Below are 26,678 nucleotides of genomic sequence, written 5' to 3' on the forward strand. Positions count from 1 at the left end.
TCGCGATAGGGCCGCAAAGCGGCCCCATTGGCCCTTCGGTTTGATATAAGATAACGCCCCTCAGATTTCCCAGCCTTGCCTTGCCCCGGAGTTCCCCATGACGGCCCCTGCCGAGCTCTCGCCTACCCTTCAACTGGCCTGCGACCTGATCCGTCGTCCCTCGGTCACCCCCGTCGATGCCGATTGCCAGGCGCAGATGATGAACCGTCTGGGCGCCGTTGGTTTCCAGCTGGAGCCGATGCGCATCGAAGACGTCGACAACTTCTGGGCCACCCACGGCAACCAGGAAGGCCCGGTGCTGTGCTTTGCCGGCCACACCGACGTGGTGCCCACCGGCCCGGTCCAGCAATGGCAGCATGAACCGTTCGAGGCGCTGATCGACGCCGACGGCATGCTCTGCGGTCGTGGCGCCGCCGACATGAAGGGCAGCCTGGCGTCCATGGTCATCGCCAGCGAGCGCTTTGTGCAGGACTACCCGGACCATCGCGGCAAGGTCGCGTTTCTGATCACCAGCGACGAGGAAGGCCCGGCCCACCACGGCACCAAGGCGGTGGTCGAGCGCCTGAAAGCGCGCAACGAGCGCCTGGACTGGTGCATCGTCGGCGAACCGTCCAGCACCACCTTGCTGGGTGACGTGGTCAAGAACGGCCGCCGTGGTTCACTGGGCGCCAAGCTGACCATACGCGGCAAGCAGGGCCATGTGGCCTATCCGCACCTGGCGCGCAACCCGATCCACCTGGCCGCCCCGGCCCTGGCGGAACTGGCTGCCGAGCACTGGGACGAAGGCAACGCGTTTTTCCCGCCAACCAGCTTCCAAATCTCCAACGTCAATTCCGGCACCGGCGCCACCAACGTGGTCCCGGGCGAGCTGACCGCGCTGTTCAACTTCCGCTTCTCTACCGAGTCCACCGTCGAAGGCCTGCAGGCCCGAGTGTCGGCGATTCTCGACAAGCATGAACTGGACTGGTCGGTCGATTGGGCACTGTCGGGCCTGCCATTCCTGACCGAACCAGGCGAGCTGCTCGACGCCGTGGCGGCCAGCATCAAGGGCGTCACCGGTCGCGAAACCCAGCCCTCCACCAGCGGCGGCACCTCCGATGGCCGTTTCATCGCAACCATGGGCACCCAGGTAGTCGAACTCGGCCCGGTCAACGCCACCATCCACCAGGTTGACGAGCGGATCCTTGCCAGCGACCTCGATCTGCTGACCGAAATCTACTACCAGACCCTGGTCCGGTTGCTCGCCTGATGCTTGCCTGCCCGCTTTGCCAGGCGCCGCTGAGCCGGCTCGACAATGGTGTGGTGTGCCCGGCTGGCCACCGCTTCGACCGCGCCCGCCAGGGTTACCTGAACCTGCTGCCGGTGCAGCACAAGAACAGCCGCGACCCCGGTGACAACCAGGCCATGGTCGAAGCACGCCGCGACTTTCTCGACGCCGGCCATTACGCGCCAGTCGCCCGCCGCCTGGCCGAGCTGGCCGCCGAGCGCCAGCCTGGCGCCTGGCTGGACATCGGCTGCGGCGAGGGTTACTACACCGCACAGATCGCCCAGGCCTTGCCGGCCGCCGACGGCTATGCGCTGGACATCTCCCGCGAAGCGGTCAAGCGTGCCTGCCGCCGAGCACCGGCGGTCACCTGGATGGTCGCCAGCATGGCCCGCGTACCGCTGACCGACGCCAGCTGCCAGTTCATCGCCAGCGTTTTCAGCCCGCTGGACTGGGCCGAGGCCAAGCGTTTGCTCAGCCCCGGCGGCGGCCTGATGCGGGTCGGCCCGACCAGCGGCCATCTGATGGAACTGCGTGAAGTGCTCTACGATGAAGTACGCCCTTACGCCGACGACAAGCACCTGGCCCTGGTCCCTGAAGGCATGGCCCATGCCCACAGCGAAACCCTCGAGTTCCGCCTGAGCCTGGCCGCGCCCAAGGCCCGCGCCGACCTGCTGGCCATGACCCCACACGGCTGGCGCGCCAGCGCCGAAAAACGTGCCCGGGTGATCGACCAGCCCGAGCCGTTCGAGGTCACGGTTTCCATGCGTTATGACTATTTCGTGCGCCAAGACTGAGCACACCGGAGCCCTTATGCGTCAACCTGATATCGAGATCTACCTGAAGGACGCCGACGTCGACCACAAGCAGATTGCCGAGTGGCTTGCCCAGGCAATCGGCCCGTGCACTGAATGGAAGCAGAAAGGCCAGACCTTCAAATGCCATGCCGGTAACATTCCGGTCACTTGGTTACCCAAGGCTGTAGGGAAATGGAACAGCCTGTACCTGGAAAGCGACCAGACGCCGTGGGCCGATGACGTTGCCTGCGCCAGGGCTGCATTTGCCGCGCTGGGTGTGGAAGTGCGCTGTGCGCCGGGTGGCTGGGTTGAGGAAGACGGGGAAGAAGATGCCGACCGCTGGGTCCGCATCAGCGCCGACGGTGAGGAGGAAATCACCTGGCGTACATCATGAAACGGCAGCCTTGCTCGTTTCTGTAGGAGCGGGTTTACCCGCGAACACGGGCCATGCCCGTGGCAGCCACCGTGGTGGCTGCTTCGCGGGCAAGCCCGCTCCTACGGCTTGAAACCAGAGGCTCAGAGGCCCACTACGTCTTCGGCTTGCAGGCCTTTCTGGCCCTGCACGCAGGCGTACTCCACCCGCTGCCCTTCGACCAGGGTACGATGCCCCTCACCGCGAATCGCCCGATAGTGGACGAACACATCTGCACCACCTTCGCGCTGAATGAAGCCGTAACCCTTGGCATCGTTGAACCACTTTACATTCCCAGTCTCACGAGACGACATCTGAACTACTCCGGATTTTTATTGTGAAGATCGCCTTGCAGGCATGAGGTCACCTGCCCCATGCCAACGCCGCTTGCCGAAATATCCTGCAAGTGGCAGGCCGAGTATATGACACAGAACAAAAAAAATTGATGACGGCCCCGCTGTTGGCCGAATTTTGCTGAACTTACGCCGATACGGCAGACTAAATAGCAGGATACTCACCTGATAATCACACCCAGGGCACACACCCCATGACCCGTTCCCCCCTGCGCCGCCTGATCTTCGGCGGCCTGCGTCGCCTGTTGTACCTGTGGGTGCGCTCCGAGACCATCAACCAGTCTTCCATGACCCTCAACCTGGACCGCAGTCGGCCGGTGTTCTATGCGCTGCCCTCGCCCGCGCTCACCGACCTGGCCGTGCTCGACCACGAGTGCACCAAGGCGGGGCTGCCGCGCCCGGTGCTGCCGGTAGCCGTCGGCCCACTGCAGGAACCCGCCGCGTTCTTCTACCTGACCCCCGACCCGGACTGGCTCGGCCGGCAGGACAAAAGTGGCGCCCCGCCCACGCTCGAGCGCCTGGTGGCTGCCGTCAGCCAGCATGCCGAAGAAGATGCGCAGATCATTCCTGTCAGCGTGTTCTGGGGCCAGACCCCGGCCAGCGAGTCCAGCCCCTGGAAGCTGCTGTTCGCCGACAGCTGGGCGGTAACCGGGCGCCTGCGCCGGCTGCTGACCGTACTGATCCTCGGGCGCAAGACCCGGGTACAATTCTCCGCGCCAATCCACCTGCGCGAACTGGTGCAGCACAACAAAGGCCACGAGCGCACCGTGCGCATGGCCCAGCGCCTGATGCGCGTGCACTTTCGCAACCTCAAGACTGCTGTCATCGGCCCGGACATCTCGCACCGACGCACCCTGGTCAAAGGCCTGGTCCATGCTCCGCAAGTGCGCCAGGCGATTGCCGACGAAGCGCAGCGCGAGAACCTGCCGCTGGCCAAAGCCGAGGCCCAGGCACTGCGCTACGGCAACGAGATAGCCTCGGACTACACTTACACCGCCATCCGCTTCCTCGAAGTGGTGCTCAGCTGGTTCTGGAACAAGATCTACGACGGCATCAAGGTCAACCACATCGAACAGGTACAGGGTATCGCCCCTGGCCATGAAGTGATCTACGTGCCGTGCCACCGCAGCCACATCGACTACCTGCTGCTGTCGTACCTGCTGTTCCGCAACGGCCTCACCCCGCCGCACGTGGCGGCGGGCATCAACCTCAACATGCCGGTGGTGGGTAACCTGCTACGCCGTGGTGGCGCCTTCTTCATGCGCCGCACGTTCAAGGGCAACCCGCTTTACACGGCAGTGTTCAACGAGTACCTGCACACGCTGTACACCAAGGGTTTCCCGGTCGAGTACTTCGTCGAAGGCGGCCGCTCGCGCACCGGGCGCATGTTGCAGCCGCGCACCGGGATGCTGGCCATTACCCTGCGCAGCTTCCTGCGTTCGTCGCGTACACCAATCGTGTTCGTGCCGGTGTACATCGGCTACGAGCGCGTGCTCGAAGGCCGTACCTACCTGGGCGAACTGCGCGGCGCCAGCAAGAAGAAGGAGTCGGTGTTCGACATCTTCAAGGTGTTCGGCGCACTCAAGCAGCGCTTTGGCCAGGTCTACGTCAACTTCGGCGAACCCATCCGCCTGGCTGGTTTCCTCGACCAGCAGCAGCCCGGCTGGCGTGACCAGGATCACGGTCCGCAGTACCGTCCGGACTGGCTCAACGCTACCACCGCTCGCCTGGGAGAAACCGTGGCCCGTCACCTCAACGAGGCAGCCGCCATCAACCCGGTCAACCTGGTGGCCCTGGCACTGCTGTCCACCAGCCGCCTTGCCCTGGACGAACGCGCCCTGACCCGCGTACTCGACCTGTACCTGGCGCTCCTGCGCCAAGTGCCCTACTCGCCGCACACCACCCTGCCCGAGGGCGACGGCCAGGCATTGATCGAACATGTACGCAGCATGAACCTGGTGGCCGAGCAGAAGGACGCCCTGGGCCGCATCCTCTATCTGGATGAAGGCAATGCGGTACTGATGACCTATTACCGCAACAACGTGCTGCACATCTTCGCCCTGCCGGCGCTGCTGGCCAGCTTCTTCCTCAGCAGTTCACGCATGAGCCGCCAACTGCTGGGCCAGTATGTGCACGCGCTTTACCCCTACCTGCAGGCCGAACTGTTCCTGCGCTGGACACCAGAACAGCTGGACGAGGTCATCGACCAATGGCTGGTCGCGTTGGTGGAACAGGGCCTGCTGCGCCAGGACAACGACCTGTACGTGCGCCCGGCGCCCAGCTCGAGGCAGTTCGTTTTGCTGACCCTGCTTGCCCGCACCATCACCCAGACCCTGCAGCGCTTCTACATGGCCACCTCGCTGCTGATCAACAGCGGGCAGAACAGCCTGAGCGCCGAAGCGCTGGAAGACTTGTGCGTGATGATGGCCCAGCGCCTGTCGATCCTGCATGGCCTGAACGCGCCGGAGTTCTTCGACAAGACGCTGTTCCGCCACTTCATCCAGACCCTGCTTCAGCAAGGCGTGCTGCACGCCGACGCGCAAGGCAAGCTGGGTTATCACGACAAGCTCGGCGAGCTGGCCGAGGGCGTGGCCAAGCGTGTGCTGTCGGCCGAGCTGCGCCTGTCGATCCGCCAGGTGGCCCTGCACCGTGACGATGGGCTGGAAACTTCGGCACTCTAACGGTTCATCGGTCGGGAAAATCCGCTAAAGTCCCTGGGGTTGGCCACAAGCCAGCTCCAAGGACACCGGAGATTCCATGAAAAAGCTCTTTATGCTGTGTTGCGCATCCCTGCTTGCAGCCTGTTCCAGCCAAACCCCACACAGCCAGGCCAGCCTGGACGGTGAAGTCTTCTACCTGCAGCGCATTGCCCTGCCGCCTGCCGCCACCCTGAGCGTGGAACTGCAGGATGTGTCGCTGATGGACGCCCCTGCCGTAACCCTGGCGCGCCAGGCCGGCCCGGTCAAAGGCAACGTACCACTGCCGTTCCATCTCACCTATGACCCCGCGCAGGTCAAGCCTGGCCACCGCTATGCGGTGAGCGCGCGCATCGAGCTGAATGGCAAGTTGCTGTTCATCAATACCGAACACCACGCTGTCGCGCTCGATGGCAGTGACCCGCAATCTGTACGCATCAAGGTAGACCAGGTTCGCTGATACCCGTACTCATCCGTTTACAAGGAAAGCTTCATGATCCGCACTTCCCTGCGCTTCACCACCCTGTGCGCCGGCCTGCTGCTGTCGGCCAGTGCCCTGGCCCTGTCGCTCGGCGACCTCAGCCAGAAAGACGCCACCGGCGGCCTGAAGGACGCCCTGACCCAAGGTGCGCAACTGGCCGTCAAGCAACTGAGTGCCCCAGGCGGCTTCAGCAACAACCCGGACGTGCGCATCGAGCTGCCAGGCAACCTGGGCAAAGCTGCCAAGGCGATGAAAATGTTCGGCAAGGGTGAACAGGTCGAAGCCCTGGAAACCAGCATGAACAAGGCCGCCGAGGCTGCCGTGCCGCAGGCCCAGGCGATTTTGGTGGATGCCGTGAAGAACATGAGCGTGACCGATGCCAAGGGCATCCTCAGCGGCGGTGACGACTCGGCCACCCAGTACCTGAACAAGAGCAGCCGCGAGCAGATCCGCGCCAAGTTCCTGCCAATCGTCAAGCAGGCCACCGACAAGGTCGGCGTGGCCCAGCAGTACAATGCCTTCGCTGCCCAGGCCAAAGGCCTGGGGCTGGTCAAGGATGACGCCAATATCGAGAACTACGTGACCGAGAAGGCGCTGGATGGCCTGTTCGAGATGATCGGCAAACAGGAGCAGAGCATTCGCCAGAACCCGGCAGCCGCGGCTACCAGCCTGGCCAAGAAGGTCTTCGGCGCGCTGTAGGAGCGGGTTCACCCGCGAAAGGGCCGGGCCTGCTGGCCAATTTTCACCAGCCGTTCACCGTTGCTGCCGCTACCGTATTCGCGGGTAAAACCGCTCCTACAATGATCGAAAAGCCTGCGCGGTCCTCTGTAGGAGCGGGTTCACCCGCGAAAGGGCCGGGCCTGCTGGCCAATTTTCACCAGCCGCTCACCGTTGCTGCCGCCACCGTATTCGCGGGTAAACCCGCTCCTACACGGCGGCGGGGTTGGACACAGGCCGTTGTAGGAGCGGCCTTCAGCCCTTCTTCACCCTGAACCACGCCGCATACAACGCCGGTAGGAACAGCAGTGTAAGCACCGTGGCCACGATCAGCCCACCCATGATCGCCACCGCCATCGGTCCATAGAACACACTACGTGACAACGGGATCATGGCCAGCACCGCCGCCAGCGCGGTCAGCACGATCGGCCGGAAGCGCCGCACCGTAGCCTCGATGATCGCCTGCCAGCGCTCCATCCCCGCTGCGATGTCCTGCTCGATCTGGTCCACCAGGATCACCGAGTTGCGCATGATCATCCCCGCCAAGGCAATGGTGCCGAGCATGGCGACAAAGCCGAACGGCTGGCGGAACACCAGCAGGAACAGGGTCACACCAATCAGCCCCAGCGGCGCGGTGAGGAACACCATCACCGTGCGCGAGAAACTGCGCAGCTGGATCATCAGCAAGCTCAGCACTACCACGACGAACAGTGGCATGCCGGCATTCACCGATTTCTGCCCCCGTTCGGAGTCCTCCACCGTGCCGCCCACCTCCAGCAGGTAGCCATCGGGCAGCTTGGCGCGGATGTCCTGCAGGGTCGGCAGAATCTGTTTCACCAGCGTCGCCGGCTGCTCCTGGTCGTAGATATCGGCACGCACGGTCACCGTCGGCAAGCGGTTGCGGTGCCAGATAATGCCTTCTTCAAAGCCGTACTCCAGGGTCGCCACCTGCGACAGCGCCACGCTCTGGCCATTGTCGGTGGGCAACGCCAGGCTACCCAGGTTGCCCAGCTCACTGCGTTCCTGGGGGGTGCCGCGCAGCAGGATCTCGATCAGCTCGTTGTCCTCTCGGTACTGGCTGACCGTGGTGCCGATCAGCGAGCTTTGCAGGAAGCTCGCCAGGTGCGCGGTGCTCACACCCAGCGCCCGGGCGCGGTCCTGGTCGATTTCGAGGAACACCGCCTTGCTGGGTTCCTCCCAGTCCAGATGCACGTTCACCACATGCGGGTTCTCGCGTACTTTGTCAGCCACTTCACGGGCCAGTGCACGGGCCTTCTCGATATGCTCGCCAGTGACCCGGAACTGCACCGGGTAGCCCACGGGCGGGCCGTTTTCCAGGCGCGTGACCCGGGCACGCAGGTCGGGGAACTGCTGGTCCACAGTGCTGATCAGCCAACTGCGCAGGCGCTCGCGGTCTTCCATCGACTTGGCCAGCACCACGAACTGGGCAAAGCTGGCTGCCGGCAGTTGCTGGTCCAACGGCAGGTAGAAGCGCGGCGAACCGGTGCCCACATAGGCCACGTAGTTGTCGATACCGTCCTGCTGCTTGAGCAGCGCCTCCAGCTGCTTGACCCGCTCGGCGGTATTGGCCAGCGAGGCGCCTTCGGCCAGCTTCAGGTCAACCATCAGCTCCGGGCGCCCGGAAGCAGGGAAGAACTGCTGGGGTACGAAGCGGAACAGCAGGATGCTGCCGACAAAGGCAGCGATGGTCAGCAGGATTACCGTCTTGCGCCGCCGTACGCACCACTCCACCAGCCGTCGCACGCGCTGGTAGAACGGGGTGGCGTATGGGTCTGGCGCATGGCCGTCCTTGCCATGGCGCGCGGCATGCAGCTTGGCCAGGTCGGGTAACAGGCGCTCGCCCAGGTAAGGCACGAACACCACGGCCACCACCCACGAGGTCAGCAGAGCGATGGTTACCACCTGGAAGATCGACCGGGTGTATTCGCCCGTGCTGGAGGCCGCGGTGGCAATCGGCAGAAAACCTGCTGCCGTGATCAGCGTGCCGGTAAGCATCGGGAAGGCCGTACTAGTCCAGGCATAGCTGGCCGCCTTGAGCCGGTCGTAGCCCTGCTCCATCTTGATCGCCATCATCTCCACGGCAATGATCGCGTCATCCACCAGCAAGCCCAGGGCCAGCACCAGTGCGCCGAGGGAAATCTTGTGCAGGCCGATGCCGAAGTAATGCATGGCGGCAAAGGTCATGGCCAACACCAGCGGAATGGCCAGCGCCACCACCAGGCCGGTGCGCAGGCCCAGCGAGAAGAAGCTCACCAGCAGCACAATGACCAGCGCCTCGACCAGCACCTGGACGAACTCCCCCACGCCAGCCTTCACCGCCGCCGGTTGATCCGAGACCTTGCGCAGCTCCATGCCGGCCGGCAGGCTGTGCGCCAGGCGCTCGAACTCGCCTTCCAGGGCCTTGCCCAGCACCAGGATGTCACCACCGTCTTTCATCGACACTGCCAGGCCAATGGCATCCTCGCCCATGAAGCGCATGCGTGGTGCGGGTGGGTCGTTGAAGCCACGGTGCACCTCGGCGACATCGCCAATCCGGAAGGTGCGATCACCCACGCGAATGGGGAACTGGCGGATCTGCTCGACGCTGTCGAAACGCCCGCTCACCCGCAGATGCAGGCGCTCGCTGGGCGTCTCGAAGAAACCGGCGGTGCTCACCGCGTTCTGCTCTTGCAACGCCTTCTGCACAGCTTCCAGGGGCACCCCGAGGGTCGCCAGCTTGAGGTTGGACAGCTCGATCCAGACTTTCTCGTCCTGCAGGCCGATCAGCTCGACCTTGCCCACATCCTTGACCCGCTGCAGCTGGATCTGGATACGGTCGGCGTAGTCCTTGAGCAGCGCATAATCGAAACCCTCACCAGTCAGCGCATAGATATTGCCGAAGGTAGTGCCGAACTCGTCATTGAAGAACGGGCCCTGGATCTCCGGTGGCAAGGTATGACGAATGTCCGCAACCTTCTTGCGGATCTGGTACCACAGCTCAGGGATGTCTTGGGAATGCAGCGAGTCGCGGGCCATGAAAGTGACCTGCGATTCACCGGGGCGAGAGAACGAGACAATCTTTTCGTACTCGCCGGTTTCCATCAGCTTCTTCTCGATGCGCTCGGTCACCTGGCGCGACACTTCTTCGGCGCTGGCGCCTGGCCACAGGGTGCGGATGACCATGGCCTTGAAGGTGAATGGCGGGTCCTCGCTCTGGCCAAGCTTGGTGTACGACATGGCGCCAATGGCGGCCAGCAGGATCATCAGGAACAGGACGATCTGGCGGTTGCGCAGCGCCCAGGCAGAAAGGTTGAAACCCATCGGGACTTACTCCTTGGCCGCCAGGTTCACTACACGGTTGCTGCGGTCCACGGGGCGTACCTCCTGGCCCTCGCGCAGTACATGGCCACCAGCGGCAACCACCCAGTCACCTGGGTCCAGGCCTTCGAGCACCGGCACACTGTCGCTGCCATATGCCCCCAGCCGCACGGTCGCCCGCTCCAGGCGGCTTTCCTTGTTCACCCGCCAGACATAGGCCTGACCGTTTTCCGCAGTCACTGCCGACAGCGGTACCGACAGCGGGATCAGCCCATCCTTGGCGATGAACACCCGGGCGCTCTGGCCCAACTCAGCCGGAACGGCGGCCGTGGTAAAGGCGACGCGCGCCGCGAACGTGCGCGAGCGCGGGTCGGCAGCCGGTGACAGCTCGCGAATGCGCCCCTGGAAACGTGCCTGCGGGTGCGACCACAGCTCCACGCTCACCGGTTGACCCACAGCGAAGCGAGCGAACTGCTGTTCCGGCAGGCCGATGACCACTTCTCGCTCGCCATCGGCGGCGAGGGTAAACACGGTCTGCCCGGCGGCGACCACCTGGCCCACTTCAACCTGGCGCTTGGCGATCACCCCGGCCTGCGGCGCACGCAATACGGCATATTCGGCCTGGTTGCCAGCCACATCGAACTCGGCTTTGGCCTGCTTCAGACGGGCAAGGCCTGCGCGGTAGAGGTTTTCGGCATTGTCGTACAGGGAATGGCTGACCATCTGCCGCTCCAGCAGCTTCTGGTAGCGGTCGCGCTCGGCGCGCACCAGCGACAGATTGGCCTGCGCAGCGGCCACCCGGGCGCGGTTGGCTTCCAGCTGCAGATGCACGTCCTGCGGGTCCAGTTCGGCCAGCGGCTGGTCGGCCTTGACCCGCTGCCCTTCCTCGACCAAACGGTTGCTGACCTTGCCGCCAATGCGGAAGGCCAGCTCCGGTTCGAAACGCGCACGCACCTCACCGGGGTAACTGTCGGCAGCGGCTTCGGCCGGCTGTGGCTGAACCACCAGTGCCGGGCGCGGTGCTGCGGGTGGGGCGGCTTCCTGGCCACACGCCGCCAGAAGCAGGGCAGCAGCGGCGGGCAGAGCGATGGACAAGGCATGGCGCAACATGATGAATCCTTTCGCGGAGTGCACATTTAATATTTGTACTGACGGGTATATTAAGTCAGCGAAAGGATGGCGGGAAGGGTGTGCGCTGGTTTTTCAAGCGTGCGGTGAGCAGGTAATGCAGCCTGGCTTTCGCCGGATGGCGCCTGACCCGTTAAGATGGTGATCCTTCAACCAGATGCAGACCACAATGTCCAACGACGCACCCATCGGCCCGGGCCGGCCCAAGGACCTGGCCAAGCGCGAGGCGATCCTCGAAGCGGCCAAGACGCTGTTCCTCAGCCTTGGCTACGCCAACACCAGCATGGATGCGGTCGCTGCGGCGGCAGGTGTTTCAAAGCTCACCGTGTACAGCCACTTCACCGACAAGCAGACCCTGTTCTGCTCGGCGGTCATGGCCACCTGCCAGATCCAGTTGCCTGACCTGCTGTTCGAGTATCCCGAGGGGGTACCGGTGGAAGAAGTGCTGCTGACCATTGCCCGCAACTTCCAGGCGCTTATCAGCAGTGACGAAGCGATCAAGCTCAGCCGCCTGATCATGGCCCAGGGCAGCCTGGACCCGAGTTTTGGCGAGTACTTCTACGAGGCCGGGCCCAAGCGCGTGCTGGCCGGGATGGAAGCCCTGCTGCGCGGGGCCCACGAGCGCGGGCTGCTGCGCATCGACAACCCATTGAGGGCGGCGGAGCACTTCTTCTGCCTGGTCAAGGGGGCGCCAGATTACCGCTTGCTGCTGGGTTGTGCGGGGCCGCTGGAGGGGGATGAGGCCGAGGCGCATGTGCGAGAGGTGGTAGCAGTATTCTTGCGGGCTTTCCACCCTGAAAACACCTATCACGTCCCCCTGTAGGAGCGGGTTTACCCGCGAAAGGGCCGGGTCTGCCGGCCAATTTCTACCAGCCGTTCACCGTTGCTGCCGCCACCATATTCGCGGGTAAACCCGCTCCTACACACTGATCGATGTTGGACACAGGCCATTATAGGGGGCCTTGTGTCGCGATAGAGGCGCACAACGGGCCATATTCGCCAATCAGCCGAACCTGTTTAACCAATGCGCCTACCTAGCATTTCTGCCAGTAGCCAAACAGAAAAACTCCCGGTAGGTTCATATCTAACTCATTAACATGAACGCATCACCATGCCAGCGCACACACTGATTTTTTTCTATAAGGATAATAAGCTTTCAACCTGGCATACAGGGAGTACTCACCAGACATTGCTCAGCGCCAATAACCGGAATCTAAGCGAATCGACAAATACCCCTCCACAAGTACGTCTATTGGCCACCGACGCACAAGAATCAACAGTCAGCATTGGCTCGAAAAGCCAGAGGAACATTAACTACAGCCCTTACGGCAATGACAATTGCCCGCCTACCAACCCCTTACTATCTCGATTCACAGGCCAGAGCTGGTTACCCTCTGCCATAGGTTACTTGCTAGGTAATGGTCACCGTCTGTTCAATTCAAGACTGATGCGCTTTCACAGTGCGGACAGCTTTTCCCCGTTCGGAAAAGGTGGTCTCAATGCCTATGCCTATTGCGGTAACGACCCCATCAACAGAGTGGACCCTAGCGGCAGATTTTTCGGAAGGCTGTACAAAAAGCTCAATGGTGGCTATTCATACAAGAAGCTTGCTCCACGTCTGGATGAGCGCAGACCTAACCTATCTAGAAATGAATACAATAAGCTCTCAAAATCCATCAGCAAGCGCCAACTCAGATCTGAAAAAAAACTAGAACTTGGACTTAAATATGACGCTCCTCATATAACGGAAAATGCGCTCCAAGAATTAAGCACGCTTGATCGGCAACACGCAACATTGAAAAAGTTGTCAGCTGACCAGAACGGTCGTTTTAACTTTACACTTACTCAAGAGCTACATGGTGAAATTCCAGTCTACTCCGGCCCTAGCCGTAAAACCGCTGAAGATATACTTGGCGGCCCTTCAACCATTGACCCTTCAATCCCGGAAGACTTTGTAGACCAAGAGTTGAAAGAACGCCTGAGGCGCCTGCGTGGAGACTAGGCCTTCAACGCCTTCTTCGGATAAATGTCATAGCGGCTCGACTTACCCTCAAGGCTATGGCTCGGCTTCGGCCCGTCGATGGTCGGCGCCTTGCGCGGGCGCTTCACCACCACCCGGTGGCTGGCCAGCGCCAGGGCGGCTTCGAGCAGGGCCGGGGCATCCAGGTCATCGCCCACCAAAGGCCGGAACACGCGCATTTCCTTTTTCACCAGGGCGCTCTTGTCGCGGTGCGGGAACATCGGGTCGAGGTAGATCACCTGCGGCGCCTCCCCTTCCCAGGCGCGCATGCGCTCGATGGCGTTGCCGGTCAGCAGGCGCATGCGCCCGACAATCGGGCCCACTTCTTCGTCCGCTCGCGCCCGCGCCAGGCCGTCCTCCAGCAGCGCGGCAATGAGCGGCTGGCGCTCGATCAGGGTCATCTGGCAGCCAAGGCTGGCCAGCACGAACGCGTCCTTGCCCAGCCCCGCCGTGGCATCCAGCACCTGCGGCCGGATACCTTGGGCAATGCCCACGGCCTTGGCGATCATCTGCCCGTTGCCACCGCCAAACTGGCGGCGATGCGCAGCCTGGCCTTCGACGAAGTCCACGCGCACCGGCCCGGGCGCCTGCGGGCCCAGTTGCTGAATCTGCAAGCCGTCGGCGCCCACCTGCACAGCGAAGCCGGCGGTATCGTCCTGCAGCGGCAGGCCCAGGCGTTCAGCCCACGCCCTGGCCTGTTGCGCATACTCAGCTGTCATTGCCTCGACCCTGATACCCGTGCCTTGCTCTTCCATCGTTCACACCCGAAAAATCAAACCAAGCCCTTAATGAATCGGCAACCACGGCCGATACAGGCAATATCCCGCTATTCTGCCAGAGCACAGCGCGCACGACTGCCATGTCAGATACTCTTCCCATCGGCTTGACCTATTTGTCGCCTGTCGGCAACTACAGTCAGCACAACACCCAGGCACTCGGGGGCGTCAGCCACCTGTGGCAGGATTTCTTTGCCCGGGCCATGGCCGAGCAGCAGGAAGAGCCCGTAGACGGCGTCAGCCAGTCGTTCGTGCAGTACGATCAGGACAGCGGCGAACCCATCGGCGGGGCCCGTGCCCTGGCCCTGATCGACGCCCAGCGCGCCTGCCCGGTGCAAGACACCGTGGTGGCACCGCCCGAGCCGCTTTTCCTGCCCAAGGCCGAGCTCGAGGCCAAGCTGCTGCCACCCGCGCCCGAGCCGTTCAGCGCCATTGAACTGATCGAGCAGCAGCGTCAGCTCGACATCAACAACAGCTGGCTGCGTCCGGTGGTAATGAGCCAGGGCCAGCCCATTGCCGAGCCTGGCCCGGGCCCCACACCACGGTCATTGTTCCTGCCCATTGCCGAGTTCGAGACCAACCTGCTGGACCCGGCGCCCGAACCGTTCGACGAAGCCACCCTGGCCAAGCAGCAGAATGACCTGGAGTTCGACATCCACTGGGCGCGCCCAGTGGTGCTGAACAACGTGCGCGCGTACGCCTGAAGCTAACGACAGATCTGCCAGCGCCCCATGTCCAGATGGAAGTGGTTGCGGTGCGCAGCGTTGTAGTCCGGCCCCAGTACCGTGCTGAAGCTCTCGCAAGCTGCCCGCTGCACCCGGTGCAGGAATTCCGCCTTCTGTCCACCTGCCTGCCAGTCACGCGCCAGAATAATGCGCCGGCCGTCCTTCAGGCGAAATCCGCTGATGTCCAGCGCATTGGCCGTGGCGTGCTGGCTCAATCGGCCCTGCTTGCGATGGTAGACATTGCGGCAGGCAAAGCTGCCCAGGTGATCGACCTGCGTCACCGATTGCCCAAACACTTCCTGCGCCGCCGGCTGCAAGCCATGGTTCTCGAACAGTGCATAGGCCACCGCCAGCGGGCAACTGGCCAGAAAGCTGCTGCTCAGCCGCGCCTGGCCGCCCTCGATGCGCCAGACGTTCTGCAGCGGGCAGTTGGCCGACGCCGGGCTGTCGGCTTGTGCCCGGTAACGCAGGTGGCTGGTTTCCAGCGCCTGCCGGCACAGCGCCGGGTCATTGCGCAGGCGCGACAGTTTGTAGGGGGTCAGCAGGTTGGGCGGCTGGCTTACGTCCAGCGGTGCCCAGGGGTTCCACATGGCAGGCAGGCGCCAGCCGAAGTGCCAGGCCAGGCCGGCCACCGTCAGCAGGCCGGCCAATATCGCCAGCAATGCCCGCATCAGCGGCGGAACAGGTCGTTCAGTTGGGCAAACGGCATGGCCTGCTCACCGTAGCCGAACGTGCCCTCATCGCGAATTTCCAGCGCGGCTCGGTGAAAGGCCCCGAGTGCAGCACGGGCCAGCGAGGAGCCCACACTGATGCGACGCACGCCCAGGTCCTGCAACTGGTTGACGTTGAGCTGCACGCCCGCCATGCCCATCAGCACATTCACAGGGCGCGGTGCGACTGCCTGCACCACGGCACGGACTTCCTCCACAGTGCGCAGCCCGGGGGCGTAGAGCACGTCGGCACCGGCTTCGGCATAGGCTTGCAGGCGCAGGATGGTGTCATCGAGGTCCATGCGCCCGTGCAGCAGGTTTTCTGCCCGGGCGCACAAGGTGAACGGGAATGGCAGGCTTCGCACAGCCTGCACAGCGGCGCGCACGCGCTCCACGGCCAGCCCGAAGTCATAGATGGGCGCATCACTGCGGCCACTGGCATCTTCGATGGAGCCGCCTACCAGGCCGACTTCGGCGGCACGCAGAATGGTCTGGGCACAGTCTTCGGGCAAATCGCCAAAGCCGTTTTCCAGATCGGCGGCCACCGGCAGCGCGGTGGCATCGACGATCTCGCCGGCATTGTCCAGCGTATCGTCCAGGCTCAAGGCGCCTTCGGCGTCTGGCCGGCCCAGGCTGAAGGCCAGGCCTGCACTGGTAGTGGCCAGTGCCTCGAAACCCAGGCCGGCGAGCAACTTGGCGGAGCCGGCATCCCACGGGTTGGGGATGACGAACGCGCCGTCGCGCTCGTGTAAAGCCTTGAAGGCCTCAGCTCGCAGGGTTTGCACATCCATGGTTCAACCTCCGGCAGTCAGGGAAAGGTCAGAGTAGCCCTAATTGTTCGACCTCAGGGGCGCGCGGCAATTCCGGCAAAGGTGCCAGGCCCGGCAGCCGTGCCATCAGCCGCTGATGGAAACACTGGGCCAGCGCCGCAGCCAGGCGATTGTCCGAGGTGTGCAGGAAGATATAGGGATTGCGGCCTTCTTCGATCCAGGCGGCGACTTTTTCTACCCAAGGGCTGAGGAAGGTGTGGTTGGCCTCCAGTTCCGGATGGCCGATGAAGCGAACCTGAGGGTGCTGGCTGAAGGCTGCCGGACGCGGTGGCACCCTGGGCTTCTTCGACTGCGCATGCAGCACGGCAGGGTCGCGCGAGGTGCAACTGAACAGCGCGCGCGGGTCGAGGCAGATGCGCTCCACGCCGCGTTCGTGCAGCAGGCGATTGAGCAGGCGTTCTTCCTCACCCTTGGCAAAAAAGGCCTGGTTGCGCACTTCCACGGCCACGGGCACGGCGATCTGATCGAGGAAGTGACAAAGCTCACCCAGGCGCGCCGGGCCAAACTGGGCCGGCAACTGCAGCCAGTAGGGTGACACGCGCTGGCCCAGCGGGGCCATCAGCCGGGTGAAGTCGAAGGCAGGCTCAAGCTGGTCACGCAGGTCGCCCTCATGGCTGACATCCCGCGGAAACTTGGCAGTGAAGCGAAAGTGCTCGGGCATGACTTGCGCCCAGCGGGCAATGGTACCGGGCGCGGGACGTGCATAGAAAGTGGTGTTGCCTTCGACGGCGTTGAACACCTGGCTGTAGAAGCCAAGCATTTGATTACTGCTGGCGTCGGCGGGGTACAGGTAGTCGCGCCAGGCGTTTTCGCTCCACGACGGACAACCGAGAAAGTAAGGCAGTGGTGACGGATTCATCCATCAAATGTACAGGTCGAGCCCCAGTACTTCCATTTCCCAGTCGGTAAAACCGGCAGTGCTCAGGTAACTGGCCAGTGCGGTGGCGGTGCGGCGGTCACGGGCACGAGGGAAAACCATGTCCTGCTGGCGGGCTGGCAGGCCACCGCCAGGGCGGCGGGCGGTGGTTTCCTGCGGGGCGGCTTCTGCCTCCTCGATCACCTCGGCATCGTCGATGGCCTGGTCACGCACCGCTGCTTTGCGCGAGGTGCGCTTGAGCGGGTAGGACTGCGATGAGAAACCGTCGATACGCATGGCATGAGCACTCAGGACCAATGATGGCAATTTAGCAGCATCAGGGTTCCGTCGCTAATGCTTGAGTGATAACTGGACCACAGATCGCGCAAAAGGTTTTAGCGTGTTCGGCGATAACCGACGAACAGCACTCAGTGCTTCTTGGGCGTGGCTACATTATCGCGCAGATAAACCGGCTGCGCCTGCTCGGCGACGATTGCCTCGCCACGCGCCCAGGCGAAGGTGGCCAGGCTGAGGACGTCCAGGGCATTGGGCAAGGCGCCAGGGTTGCTCGCGGCCACCTGAACCGCCAGGCGCTCGGCATAGCCCCATCCGGTACCGGCACCGAACCACTCGCCATTGCTGCCTGCCGGCAGCGCCACCTGCTCGGGCGGCAACACGGCTTCACGGCCGACCAGGCGCATTTCGCCCGCCGTGGCCTGGTAGCAACCCCAGTACACTTCATCCATGCGTGCATCAATGGCCGCTGCCACCTGCTGCACGCCATGCTCGCGCAATGCACCCTGGGCCAGTGCGGCCAGGTTGGACACCGGCAGCACCGGGCGTTCGAGGGCAAAGGCCAGGCCTTGCACCACACCGATGGCAATACGCACGCCAGTGAACGCGCCCGGGCCACGGCCAAAGGCAATGGCATCCAGCGCATTCAGTGCCACGCCAGCGTCAGCCAGCAGGTGCTTGATCATCGGCAGCAGCTTCTGGGCATGCATGCGCGGGATCACCTCGTAGTGGCTGGTTACCTTGCCGTCATGCAGCAGCGCGACGGAACAGGCTTCGGTGGCGGTATCCAGGGCCAGCAGGGTGGTCATCGAACGGGTATCCAGGTGCGAATGAAAAAGAGCGGCAGTATAGAGCAGCAGCGGCGTTGTGTCCCGAGGGGGCCGCTGTGCGGCCTACAAACGACAACGGCCCGCAAGCGGGCCGTTGTCGAGGTGCGTCAGGCGCCGGTTCAGCTCAGGGCTGCCAGGACCTTGGCGGTGATGGCTTCAACCGAGCCGACACCTTCAATGTGGCTGTACTTCGGCTTGCCGCCATTGGCAGCCGACAGCTTCTGGTAGAAATCCACCAGCGGCTTGGTCTGGCTGTGGTAGACCGACAGGCGATGGCGAACGGTTTCTTCTTTGTCGTCGTCACGCTGGATCAGGTCTTCACCGGTCTCGTCGTCCTTGCCTTCCACTTTCGGCGGGTTGTACTGAATGTGGTAGGTACGGCCCGAGGCCAGGTGCACGCGGCGGCCCGCCATGCGGCCGACGATTTCTTCGTCGTCCACGGCAATTTCAACCACGGCATCAATGTCGACACCGGCAGCGACCATGGCTTCGGCTTGCGGGATGGTGCGTGGGAAGCCGTCGAACAGGCAACCGTTGGCGCAATCAGGCTGAGCGATGCGCTCCTTCACCAGGCTGATGATCAACTCGTCGGAGACCAGTTGGCCGGCATCCATGACTTTCTTCAGCTCCAGGCCCAGCGGGGTACCGGCCTTGACGGCGGCACGCAGCATGTCACCGGTGGAGATCTGTGGAATACCGAACTTCTCGGTGATGAACTTTGCCTGAGTACCTTTACCGGCCCCGGGAGCTCCCAGCAGAATTACGCGCATCTTGTGCTCCTCAAATTTTTTTATGAAATTCAATGGATTCGGCAACCAGGGCCAAGTCCGGAAAATCGGGTATGACCATAAATCGGTCAGAAGGCTGCTCAAGATACACAGCGCCCGGCAGCCAGACAAGCGTCCCAAAGTTGCAGGAATGCGCCACTTGCGACTGACCGGGCAGGCGGTTGCGCCCGGCGCAACCACCCTCCCCGTCATTGTGCCGGGCCTGTATGACACTCGCCAGACATGACCCGGGCTTGCCCTTAGCCAGTGTTGCGCAGCCCGGCAGCAATACCCGCCACGGTCACCAGCAAGGCCTGCTCCAACGGGCTGTCCAGAGCGGCTTCGCGGCTGCGCGAGCGGGCCAGCAACTCTGCCTGCAGGCGGTGCAACGGGTCCAGATAGGTATTGCGCAGGCTAATGAATTCCAGTGTCTCGGGGCTGTGCGCCAGTAGCACCGGCTGCCCGGTCAGGCCCAACACCACCTGGCATGACTGCGACAATAGGTCGCGCAGGTGCGCACCTAAAGGGAGCAAGTGCGGTTGCACCAGACGTTCGTCGTAGGCCTCGGCAATTTGCGCATCGGCCTTGGCCAGCACCATTTCCAGCATGTCGATGCGGGTGCGGAAGAACGGCCATTGCTCTCGCATCTGCGCCAGCAACTCACCCTGTCCCCGGGCCAAGGCATTCGTCAGCGCGGTTTCCCAGCCCAGCCAGGCCGGCAGCATCAGCCGGGTCTGGGTCCAGCCGAAGATCCACGGGATGGCGCGCAGGCTTTCGATGCCCCCGGCGCGACGCTTGGCCGGGCGGCTGCCCAGCGGCAGGCGCCCCAGCTCCTGTTCTGGCGTCGACTGGCGGAAGTACTCGACGAAATCGGGATTATCCCGCACCACGCCGCGGTAGGCCTGGACACCATCGGCAGCCAACTGGTCCATCACCTCACGCCAGGCCGGCTGCGGGGGCGGCGGTGGCAACAGCGTGGCTTCAAGCACGGCAGCCAGGTACAGGTTGAGGTTTTGCTCGGCGATGCCCGGCAAGCCGAACTTGAAGCGAATCATTTCACCCTGCTCGGTGGTGCGGAAACGCCCCGCTACCGAACCCGGTGGCTGCGACAGGATCGCGGCATGGGCCGGGCCACCGCCTCGCCCGACCGTACCGCCACGGCCGTGGAACAGCAGCAGCTCGACCTGATGCTCGGCACAGATACGCACCAGGTTTTCCTGAGCCCGGTACTGCGCCCAGGCAGCAGCCGTGGTGCCGGCGTCCTTGGCCGAATCGGAGTAACCAATCATCACTTCCTGCGGGCCGCGCAGGCCCGCACGGTAGCCCGGCAGGCCAAGCAGGCGCTGCATGACCGGGCCGGCGTTGTCGAGGTCGGCCAGGGTCTCGAACAGTGGCACCACACGCATGGGGCGGGTCAGGCCGGCTTCCTTGAGCAACAGCTGCACCGCCAGTACATCCGAGGCGGCCCCCGCCATGGAGATGACGTAAGACCCCAGCGAGGCGGCCGGTGCAGCGGCCACTTCCCTGCAGGTCGCCAGCACTTCGGCGGTGTCCGCTTGCGGCTTGAAATGCGCAGGTAGCAGGGGCCGGCGGTTTTTCAGCTCGGCCTGGAGGAACGCGATGCGCTGCTCCTCATCCCAGTCGGCGTAACGCCCCAGGCCCAGGTAATCGGTAATCTCGGTCAGCGCATCACGGTGACGGGCAGCGTCCTGGCGCACGTCCAGGCGGCCCAGGAACAGGCCGAAGGTGACCGCACGACGCAAGCAATCAAGCAGCGGGCCTTCGGCGATAACGCCCATGCCGCATTCATGCAGTGACTGGTAGCACAGCTCCAGCGGCGCGATCAGCTCGCGGTTGTCCACCAGCACGTCGGCACCGGCCGGTTGGTTGCTGGTCAAGGCCGACTGCGCCCAAGCGCGTGTCGCACGCAGGCGGTCACGCAGTCGCTTGAGCACTGCGCGGTAGGGTTCGGCACTGTCGCCGACCTGTTTGTGCAGGGCGTCGCTGGCCTGCTGCATGGACAACTCGGCGGCCAGTGCATCGATGTCGCGCAGGAACAGGTCGGCGGCCATCCAGCGCGCCAGCAGCAGCACTTCGCGGGTGACGGCAGCCGTCACATTGGGGTTGCCATCACGGTCGCCACCCATCCACGAGGCAAAGCGGATCGGCGCGGCCTCCAGCGGCAGGCGCAGGCCAGTGGCATCCAGCAGGGCCTTGTCGACCTTGCGCAGGTGGCTGGGGATGGCGTGCCACAGTGAATGCTCGATCACTGCGAAACCCCACTTGGCTTCGTCTACCGGCGTAGGCCGAGTACGGCGGATTTCTTCGGTGTGCCAGGCCTCGGCGATCAGCCGACGCAGGCGTTCGCGCACTTGCTGGCGTTCTGCCGGGGTCAGGTCACGATGGTCCTGTGCGGCCAGTTGGCCGGCGATCGCGTCGTACTTCTGGATCAGCGTGCGGCGGGCCACTTCGGTGGGGTGTGCGGTGAGCACCAGCTGGATATCGAGCTTGGCCAGTTGCCGGGCCAGGGCGTCGTTGCTGTGGCCGGCCTGCTTCAGACGCCCCAGCAGCTCGGGCAGTACCCGCGCTTCGAAAGGTTCGGGTTGGTCAGCGTCGCGGCGGCGGATCAACTGGTACTGCTCGGCCATGTTGGCCAGGTTGAGGAACTGGTTGAAGGCCCTCGCTACAGGCAGCAGGTCTTCTTCGGCCAGGTCCGCCAGGGTTGAACTCAGTTGCTCACCAGGGCCGCGGCGGTCGGCCTTGGCACTGTGGCGGATGTCCTCGATTTTCTGCAGGAACGCATCGCCATGCTGCTGGCGAATGGTTTCGCCAAGCAGTTCACCCAACACATGGACATCTTCACGCAAACGCACATCGATATCGGTCATTGGCGCTCTCTCCGTTGCATCCCTATCAGCCTCAGCGCGCCCTGTGCAAGCGCGGGTTAACCCGTGAACAACCCAAGGCGGTGCCTGGCACCGGCGTTGCCGGTGTTCGCGGGTAAACCCGCTCCTACAGGGGGGGCGGTATCCCCCAAGAGTGCCCACAGCCGGGCGACGATGGCAAGCCGTGATCAGCCAAACCAAACTAAAGTGAAAGCACAGCACTCCCATGCAGTGCAGCCTTTCCAGGCGTCAACAGAGGTCATCATGAAAATCCGTGAACTCGCCCAGCACTGGGAACAGAATGCCGCCGGTACCCTTAGCCGTACCGGCCATGTCCTGCACCTGGACCTGGAGTCAGAAGCGCGCCTGGCCGCGCTGATCGACATGTACCCCAAGCGCACCGCTGAAGAACTGCTCGGCGAACTGGTCGCAGCCGCCCTTGAAGAATTGGAGGCCAGCTTCCCCTATGTGCAGGGGCGCCAGGTCATCGCTACCGACGAAGAAGGCGACCCGCTGTACGAGGACGTCGGTCCTACGCCGCGCTTTCTCTCCCTGTCCCGCCAGCACCTGCACAACTTGAGCAACGCTACAGTCGACAGCGAAAAATAATCCTGCGCTCCTGCGTTCCGGGCCTGCTGAAGGCCCGGAATACAGCTCCAGCCTGAGAAAGTTCCAGGCAAATCGCACTGACCGATCAGTCAGAAATAGTTATCCGATTACAGCGTTTTTTTCTGAACTATTCGAAAAACGTCCGAGTCGGAGCCAATAGCCATCACGCTAAAACCCTGCACACTGCCCTCGTGCACCGTTGAGCTGAAGCGCGCGGTTTTGTCAGGGATTGAGCGATGGACTGCTACGGACATCGTCGTTATCAGGAGTGATCCAATGGAGCTGACCACCATGAAGACCCGCACTAGCAAACTGTCATCCACTCATGTGCGCGGGTTCAAGCTGGCCGCGCTGGCACTGGGCAGTAGCCTGGTCCTGGCCGGCTGTGCGGGCAATCCGCCCACCGAGCAGTATGCCGTTACCCAGTCCGCCGTGAACTCCGCCGTCAGCGCCGGCGGTACAGAGTTCGCCGCCGTGGAAATGAAAGCGGCTCAGGACAAGTTCAAGCAAGCCGAAATCGCCATGCACGACAAGAAGTACGACGAGGCCAAGCGCCTGGCCCAACAGGCCGAGTGGGATGCCCGCCTCGCCGAACGCAAGGCCCAGGCAGCCAAAGCCCAGAAGGCCGTGCAGGATGCCCGCCAGGGCGTTCAGGACGTACGTGAGGAAGGCCTGCGCAGCGTTCAGTGAGCCCTGCCCCGCCAACCTTAGCCTTCGCACACGATCAAAGGATGAACACTATGCGCAAACACGTCATGATTCCCGCCCTGCTGGCCCTGAGCGTCGGTCTTGCTGCCTGCTCGCACGATCCGAATGCCAATCTGGAAGCGGCCCGCACCAACTTCTCTTCGCTGCAGAGCAACCCGCAAGCGAGCAAGGTCGCGGCACTGGAGACCAAGGACGCCCAGGACTGGCTGAACAAGGCCGACAAGGCGTACATGGACCGTGAAGACGAGAAGAAAGTCGACCAACTGGCCTACCTGACCAACCAGCGCGTCGAAGTGGCCAAGCAGACCATTGCCCTGCGCACCGCCGAAGCCGAGCTGAAGAACGCCTCGGCCCAGCGCGCCCAGGCCAAACTGGATGCCCGCGACGCGCAGATCGCCAAGCTGCAGGACAGCCTCAACGCCAAGCAGACCGACCGCGGAACGCTGGTGACCTTCGGCGATGTACTGTTCGACTTCAACAAGGCCGAACTCAAGAGCAGCGCTTACCCGAACATCACCAAGCTGGCGCGGTTCCTACAGGAAAACCCGGAACGCAAGGTGATCGTCGAGGGCTACACCGACAGCGTCGGCTCGGCCAACTACAACCAGACACTGTCCGAGCGCCGCGCCAACAGCGTGCGCATGGCACTGGTACGTGCCGGGGTAGATCCGGCGCGAATCGTTTCCCAGGGCTATGGCAAGGCGTACCCGGTAGCGGACAACTCGAGCAACTCGGGCCGTGCGCAGAACCGTCGGGTGGAGGTGACCATCTCCAACGACAACCAGCCGGTGGCACCGCGCTCGGTGAGCCAGGCTCAGCAGTAAGGCTGGTTAGCTGAAATGACAAGCCCCGCGATTGATGCGGGGCTTTCTTTTGCCTGTTCTGGCCTCTTCGCGGGCAAGCCCGCTCCCACAGGTACGGCGCCAGTCTCGAGTTTTGCGCGACCCTGTGGGAGCGGGCGTGCCCGCGAAGAGGCGAGTTCAGGCAGCAGGGATAATGGCTCACTGCACCTGCTGTGGTGTTTCCTCGCCCATGCAGCGCACCGCACGCTTACGGTTGTCCACCAGCACGCCGGTCAGGCCTTTTTGCTGGGTGTCGAACAGCACCAGCACGCCATCGACGCACTGGGCCACTTGCGGCGCCGGGTCCAGCGATACCTTGTAGTCCTCGCCGGGGATGGTCTTGAGCATGGTGAAATCCTGCAGCAGCAGGGCATCTTCGGGCTTGGCGAAATGCAGGTAACCGTAGTACCACAAGGCCCCCACCGTCACGATGATGCTGCCGACGCCGGTCAGGATCAGCGGGATGGCGTTGCGTTCTTCACTCATTGCTTGTTCTTCTCGTCAGGGTAATTGGGCACTTCGGCTAGCCGCCGCAGGCCGTTGAAATGGCTGGGGTCATCGAGGAACCGCAGCATCACCTGGCGCCAGGTAGGGTCGGCGAAGGTCTGTACGTGCCCACCTCGGGTCAGTTGCAGCACCCGAGGGGGTGGCGCGTGCTGATACAGGCGGATGCCGTTGTCCATCGGGACCAGGTTGTCGTCGATGCTGTGGAAAAACAGCTTGGGCGGGCTGCTCAGTCGCTCGATCGAGTGGATCGCGCTGTCGCCGTCCGGCACCAGCCACGACAGCGGAACCTGCAGTGGCCAGGTCATCCAGGAGGTGCTCAGAGCAAAGCGCCCCACCGCGCGGTAACTGGCCGGCACGCCATCGAACACCAGGGCGCTGAAGCGCTGGCGCTGCTCCGGGTGTGCCGCCAGGTAATGAATGGCCATGGCACCGCCCAGGCTCTGCCCCAGCAGTACCAGCGGCTTGCCCCTGACCTCGGGGGCCTGCTCCAGCCAGGCCATGGCTGCGGCAATGTCCTCGTACACTTGCGGCAGGCTTGGCTGGCCCTGAGACAAGCCATAGCCGCGGTAATCGATCATCAACACCTGGTAGCCCTGCTCCGGCAGCCAGTAGCTGCCCCCCAGGTGCCCAGGCAGGTTACCGCCGTTGCCGTGCAGGTGCAGCACCGTGCCCTTGACCTCCACCCCGGCCTTGGCCGGCAGCCACCAACCGTGAAGGCGGATGCCATCAGCAGTGGTCAGCGTGACGTCGCGGTATTCCAGCTTGGCCCGCTCAGGGGTGAAGGCCTGACCACGCTCGGGGTAGAACAGCAGGCTGCTGCAGCCCCCAAGGCTCAGCAGGACCAGGCCCAGGACCAGCAGACGGCAGTGCTCAGAGAATGTTCGCGTAGTCGGCTTCAATACGGTCCAGGCTCAGGTGGTTGAGGAAGTTGGAGAAACACATCCAGGCCGATAGCGCGTTAAGGTCACGGAACTGTTCGGGCAGGTACTTGGGCGGCTCGACCAGCCCTTCCTCGACGAGTTGGCGCAGGGTGCGCATGTCTTCCAGGGTGGTCTTGCCACAGAACAGCAACGGGATCTGTTCCAGTTTGCCCTTCTTCACGGCCAACTGAATGTAGTTGTAAACCATGATGAAGCCCTTGAGGTAGGACAAGTCCTTGGTGAATGGCAAGCCGTTGGGCACCGACCCGCGGAACACCCGGCTGGCGTTGCTGTAGCTCTGCGCCATCTCGAAGCCCTGCTCGCGGAAGAAACCGTAGACCTGCATGAAGTCTGCGCCCTCCTCAACCATGTGGATGGCTCGGGTGCGGTTGGTGAGCTTGCGCAGGCGGCTGGGGTAGGAGGCAAAGGCGATCACCTCCATGAGGATGGCCAAGCCCTCCTGGGTTACCGTCGACGAGGGCGGGCCCTTGGCCAGGAAGGTGCAGATCGGCTGGTTCAGGCCATTGAGCGTGGTCCCGACATGCACCAACCCTTCGTGCACCTCCAGGGCGCGCACATCGCGGGTGTTGAACATGGCATCGGCACGCACCTTGATGTAGTCGGCACCGGCTGCGGCGTCAGCGACGATGCCGTCTGACTCGAACACACGAATGGTTCCCTCGGCCTCGCCGAACACTTTGTTCAGCCGATGCTGGAGGATCTCCACGGCTTCCTTGGCGGTGAGGTTCTTTGGCTCATCCTTGAGGTCACCACGGCCATCGATGTTGTTCAGGTAGTCCGACAGCATCAGCCCAAGGTCGGCCAGCGTCGGGTCACCGGCGTGGAAGGCATCCGAGGCGGCGCCGTACAGCTCCTGGGAGATCAGGCCGAAATCCTCGGTGCCGCGCGCCTCGAGCATGCGCACCACCATGCGGTACTCGCGGCACATGCGCTTCATGATCTGCCCGACCGGGTTGAACTGGCCCAACTGGCGAATGATGTCGCGCTCGATGCCCTGGAACTCGGCCTTGACCGCGCTGGAGTCGAACGACAGCGGGCGCGATTGGTAGTAGGCGCGATCAACCGCCGGCGGCTCCTTGCCCTTGGCCTTGAGAAAGCCCTGGCGGATGTTGTCGTCCCACTTCACCGCGTCCAGGACCCGAATAGGCGTCTGTGCCGCAACGATGCGGTCGGACAGGGCGCGGATGGTTTGCTGGTATTCGTCCACCGGGG

The 26,678-nt window shown here is 63.3% G+C and carries 26 protein-coding genes; 12 read left to right on the forward strand and 14 right to left on the reverse strand.

Translation table 11 applies throughout. From position 1 onward, the window contains the following. The first annotated feature begins 97 nt into the window (after positions 1 to 97). Genes dapE through ACF8GF_RS23515 form a run of 3 tightly spaced genes read left to right on the forward strand, consistent with a single transcriptional unit; the run spans position 98 to position 2,455 of the window. A complete protein-coding gene (gene dapE, locus ACF8GF_RS23505) occupies positions 98 to 1,249 on the forward strand; it encodes a succinyl-diaminopimelate desuccinylase (protein WP_176682747.1) in 1,152 nt (383 codons plus the stop codon). Continuing rightward, positions 1,249 to 2,061 (forward strand): putative RNA methyltransferase, encoded by an 813-nt coding sequence (locus tag ACF8GF_RS23510; protein WP_003252259.1) that lies wholly within the window; start codon positions 1,249 to 1,251, stop codon positions 2,059 to 2,061. The genes dapE and ACF8GF_RS23510 overlap by 1 nt, the downstream gene beginning before the upstream one ends. 16 nt (positions 2,062 to 2,077) lie before the next feature. Then, on the forward strand, positions 2,078 to 2,455 hold the full coding sequence (locus ACF8GF_RS23515; protein ID WP_176682746.1) for a hypothetical protein: 378 nt from the start codon (positions 2,078 to 2,080) through the stop codon (positions 2,453 to 2,455). A gap of 122 nt (positions 2,456 to 2,577) precedes the next feature. Here ACF8GF_RS23515 and ACF8GF_RS23520 read toward each other — a convergent pair whose 3' ends face one another. Beyond that, positions 2,578 to 2,787: a cold-shock protein gene (locus ACF8GF_RS23520; RefSeq protein ID WP_003252255.1), complete on the reverse strand. Its 210-nt coding sequence runs from the start codon at positions 2,785 to 2,787 to the stop codon at positions 2,578 to 2,580. Positions 2,788 to 3,020: 233 nt separating this feature from the next. On the opposite strand from ACF8GF_RS23520, the gene plsB reads away from it, so the two are divergent. From plsB to ACF8GF_RS23535, 3 genes are all read left to right on the forward strand, one after another. After that, positions 3,021 to 5,507 (forward strand): glycerol-3-phosphate 1-O-acyltransferase PlsB, encoded by a 2,487-nt coding sequence (gene plsB, locus ACF8GF_RS23525; protein ID WP_392488378.1) that lies wholly within the window; start codon positions 3,021 to 3,023, stop codon positions 5,505 to 5,507. 76 nt (positions 5,508 to 5,583) lie between these two features. Next, positions 5,584 to 5,982, forward strand: a complete 399-nt coding sequence (locus tag ACF8GF_RS23530; protein WP_103462968.1) for a YbaY family lipoprotein — start codon at positions 5,584 to 5,586, stop codon at positions 5,980 to 5,982. A gap of 33 nt (positions 5,983 to 6,015) precedes the next feature. Continuing rightward, the gene (locus tag ACF8GF_RS23535; RefSeq protein ID WP_274147774.1) at positions 6,016 to 6,702 is read left to right on the forward strand and encodes a DUF4197 domain-containing protein; all 687 of its coding nucleotides are present in this window, start codon (positions 6,016 to 6,018) and stop codon (positions 6,700 to 6,702) included. A 273-nt stretch (positions 6,703 to 6,975) separates the two neighbouring features. Here ACF8GF_RS23535 and ACF8GF_RS23540 read toward each other — a convergent pair whose 3' ends face one another. Together ACF8GF_RS23540 and ACF8GF_RS23545 are read right to left on the reverse strand one after the other, a co-directional pair. Next, positions 6,976 to 10,041, reverse strand: coding sequence for an efflux RND transporter permease subunit (locus ACF8GF_RS23540; protein ID WP_176682742.1), 3,066 nt, complete (start codon positions 10,039 to 10,041; stop codon positions 6,976 to 6,978). Positions 10,042 to 10,047: 6 nt separating this feature from the next. Beyond that, positions 10,048 to 11,148: an efflux RND transporter periplasmic adaptor subunit gene (locus ACF8GF_RS23545; RefSeq protein ID WP_209963930.1), complete on the reverse strand. Its 1,101-nt coding sequence runs from the start codon at positions 11,146 to 11,148 to the stop codon at positions 10,048 to 10,050. Positions 11,149 to 11,323: 175 nt separating this feature from the next. Between ACF8GF_RS23545 and ACF8GF_RS23550 the strand changes: the two genes are divergently transcribed. Further along, complete coding sequence (locus tag ACF8GF_RS23550) at positions 11,324 to 11,989, forward strand: TetR/AcrR family transcriptional regulator (protein WP_176682740.1); 666 nt, start codon at positions 11,324 to 11,326, stop codon at positions 11,987 to 11,989. Positions 11,990 to 12,277: 288 nt separating this feature from the next. Then, positions 12,278 to 13,168, forward strand: a complete 891-nt coding sequence (locus tag ACF8GF_RS23555) for an RHS repeat-associated core domain-containing protein (RefSeq protein WP_176682739.1) — start codon at positions 12,278 to 12,280, stop codon at positions 13,166 to 13,168. Here ACF8GF_RS23555 and ACF8GF_RS23560 read toward each other — a convergent pair. Beyond that, a complete protein-coding gene (locus ACF8GF_RS23560) occupies positions 13,165 to 13,941 on the reverse strand; it encodes a class I SAM-dependent methyltransferase (protein ID WP_176682738.1) in 777 nt (258 codons plus the stop codon). The two genes, ACF8GF_RS23555 and ACF8GF_RS23560, sit on opposite strands and share 4 nt — an antisense overlap. A 104-nt stretch (positions 13,942 to 14,045) precedes the next feature. Between ACF8GF_RS23560 and ACF8GF_RS23565 the strand changes: the two genes are divergently transcribed. Next, the gene (locus ACF8GF_RS23565; protein ID WP_176682737.1) at positions 14,046 to 14,666 is read left to right on the forward strand and encodes an energy transducer TonB; all 621 of its coding nucleotides are present in this window, start codon (positions 14,046 to 14,048) and stop codon (positions 14,664 to 14,666) included. Between the two features lie 2 nt (positions 14,667 to 14,668). Here ACF8GF_RS23565 and ACF8GF_RS23570 read toward each other — a convergent pair whose 3' ends face one another. From ACF8GF_RS23570 to ppc, 7 genes are all read right to left on the reverse strand, one after another. Then, positions 14,669 to 15,358 (reverse strand): extensin family protein, encoded by a 690-nt coding sequence (locus ACF8GF_RS23570; protein WP_176682736.1) that lies wholly within the window; start codon positions 15,356 to 15,358, stop codon positions 14,669 to 14,671. Continuing rightward, complete coding sequence (locus tag ACF8GF_RS23575) at positions 15,358 to 16,188, reverse strand: oxaloacetate decarboxylase (RefSeq protein ID WP_392488379.1); 831 nt, start codon at positions 16,186 to 16,188, stop codon at positions 15,358 to 15,360. Before ACF8GF_RS23575 ends, ACF8GF_RS23570 begins: the two co-directional genes overlap by 1 nt. A gap of 28 nt (positions 16,189 to 16,216) precedes the next feature. Then, on the reverse strand, positions 16,217 to 17,086 hold the full coding sequence (locus ACF8GF_RS23580) for a DUF72 domain-containing protein (protein ID WP_176682734.1): 870 nt from the start codon (positions 17,084 to 17,086) through the stop codon (positions 16,217 to 16,219). Between the two features lie 3 nt (positions 17,087 to 17,089). After that, a complete protein-coding gene (locus tag ACF8GF_RS23585; protein ID WP_392460520.1) occupies positions 17,090 to 17,380 on the reverse strand; it encodes a hypothetical protein in 291 nt (96 codons plus the stop codon). A 131-nt stretch (positions 17,381 to 17,511) separates the two neighbouring features. Then, entirely contained in the window at positions 17,512 to 18,186 is a 675-nt protein-coding gene (tsaB, locus tag ACF8GF_RS23590) for a tRNA (adenosine(37)-N6)-threonylcarbamoyltransferase complex dimerization subunit type 1 TsaB (RefSeq protein WP_209963907.1), read from the reverse strand. A 140-nt stretch (positions 18,187 to 18,326) separates the two neighbouring features. Continuing rightward, a complete protein-coding gene (gene adk, locus ACF8GF_RS23595) occupies positions 18,327 to 18,977 on the reverse strand; it encodes an adenylate kinase (RefSeq protein ID WP_004575467.1) in 651 nt (216 codons plus the stop codon). A 257-nt stretch (positions 18,978 to 19,234) separates the two neighbouring features. Further along, complete coding sequence (ppc, locus tag ACF8GF_RS23600) at positions 19,235 to 21,862, reverse strand: phosphoenolpyruvate carboxylase (protein WP_392488380.1); 2,628 nt, start codon at positions 21,860 to 21,862, stop codon at positions 19,235 to 19,237. 261 nt (positions 21,863 to 22,123) lie between these two features. Between ppc and ACF8GF_RS23605 the strand changes: the two genes are divergently transcribed. The 3 genes from ACF8GF_RS23605 to ACF8GF_RS23615 all read left to right on the forward strand — a co-directional run bounded on the left by ACF8GF_RS23605 (position 22,124) and on the right by ACF8GF_RS23615 (position 24,000). Then, entirely contained in the window at positions 22,124 to 22,468 is a 345-nt protein-coding gene (locus ACF8GF_RS23605; RefSeq protein WP_176682732.1) for a pilin assembly protein, read from the forward strand. 276 nt (positions 22,469 to 22,744) lie between these two features. Then, on the forward strand, positions 22,745 to 23,158 hold the full coding sequence (locus tag ACF8GF_RS23610; protein WP_020190164.1) for a DUF4398 domain-containing protein: 414 nt from the start codon (positions 22,745 to 22,747) through the stop codon (positions 23,156 to 23,158). Positions 23,159 to 23,208: 50 nt separating this feature from the next. Beyond that, the gene (locus ACF8GF_RS23615; RefSeq protein WP_176682731.1) at positions 23,209 to 24,000 is read left to right on the forward strand and encodes an OmpA family protein; all 792 of its coding nucleotides are present in this window, start codon (positions 23,209 to 23,211) and stop codon (positions 23,998 to 24,000) included. 177 nt (positions 24,001 to 24,177) lie between these two features. On the opposite strand, the gene ACF8GF_RS23620 is transcribed toward ACF8GF_RS23615, so the two are convergent. Genes ACF8GF_RS23620 through ACF8GF_RS23630 form a run of 3 tightly spaced genes read right to left on the reverse strand, consistent with a single transcriptional unit; the run spans position 24,178 to position 26,673 of the window. Continuing rightward, entirely contained in the window at positions 24,178 to 24,504 is a 327-nt protein-coding gene (locus ACF8GF_RS23620) for a hypothetical protein (RefSeq protein ID WP_003252219.1), read from the reverse strand. Then, positions 24,501 to 25,424 (reverse strand): alpha/beta hydrolase, encoded by a 924-nt coding sequence (locus ACF8GF_RS23625; protein ID WP_274147765.1) that lies wholly within the window; start codon positions 25,422 to 25,424, stop codon positions 24,501 to 24,503. The genes ACF8GF_RS23620 and ACF8GF_RS23625 overlap by 4 nt, the downstream gene beginning before the upstream one ends. Continuing rightward, on the reverse strand, positions 25,396 to 26,673 hold the full coding sequence (locus ACF8GF_RS23630) for a flavohemoglobin expression-modulating QEGLA motif protein (RefSeq protein ID WP_028698370.1): 1,278 nt from the start codon (positions 26,671 to 26,673) through the stop codon (positions 25,396 to 25,398). Before ACF8GF_RS23630 ends, ACF8GF_RS23625 begins: the two co-directional genes overlap by 29 nt. Positions 26,674 to 26,678: the final 5 nt, after the last annotated feature.

It is taken from the genome of Pseudomonas sp. yb_5 (assembly GCF_043103865.1).
Taxonomy (GTDB): Bacteria; Pseudomonadota; Gammaproteobacteria; order Pseudomonadales; family Pseudomonadaceae; genus Aquipseudomonas; species Aquipseudomonas putida_Y.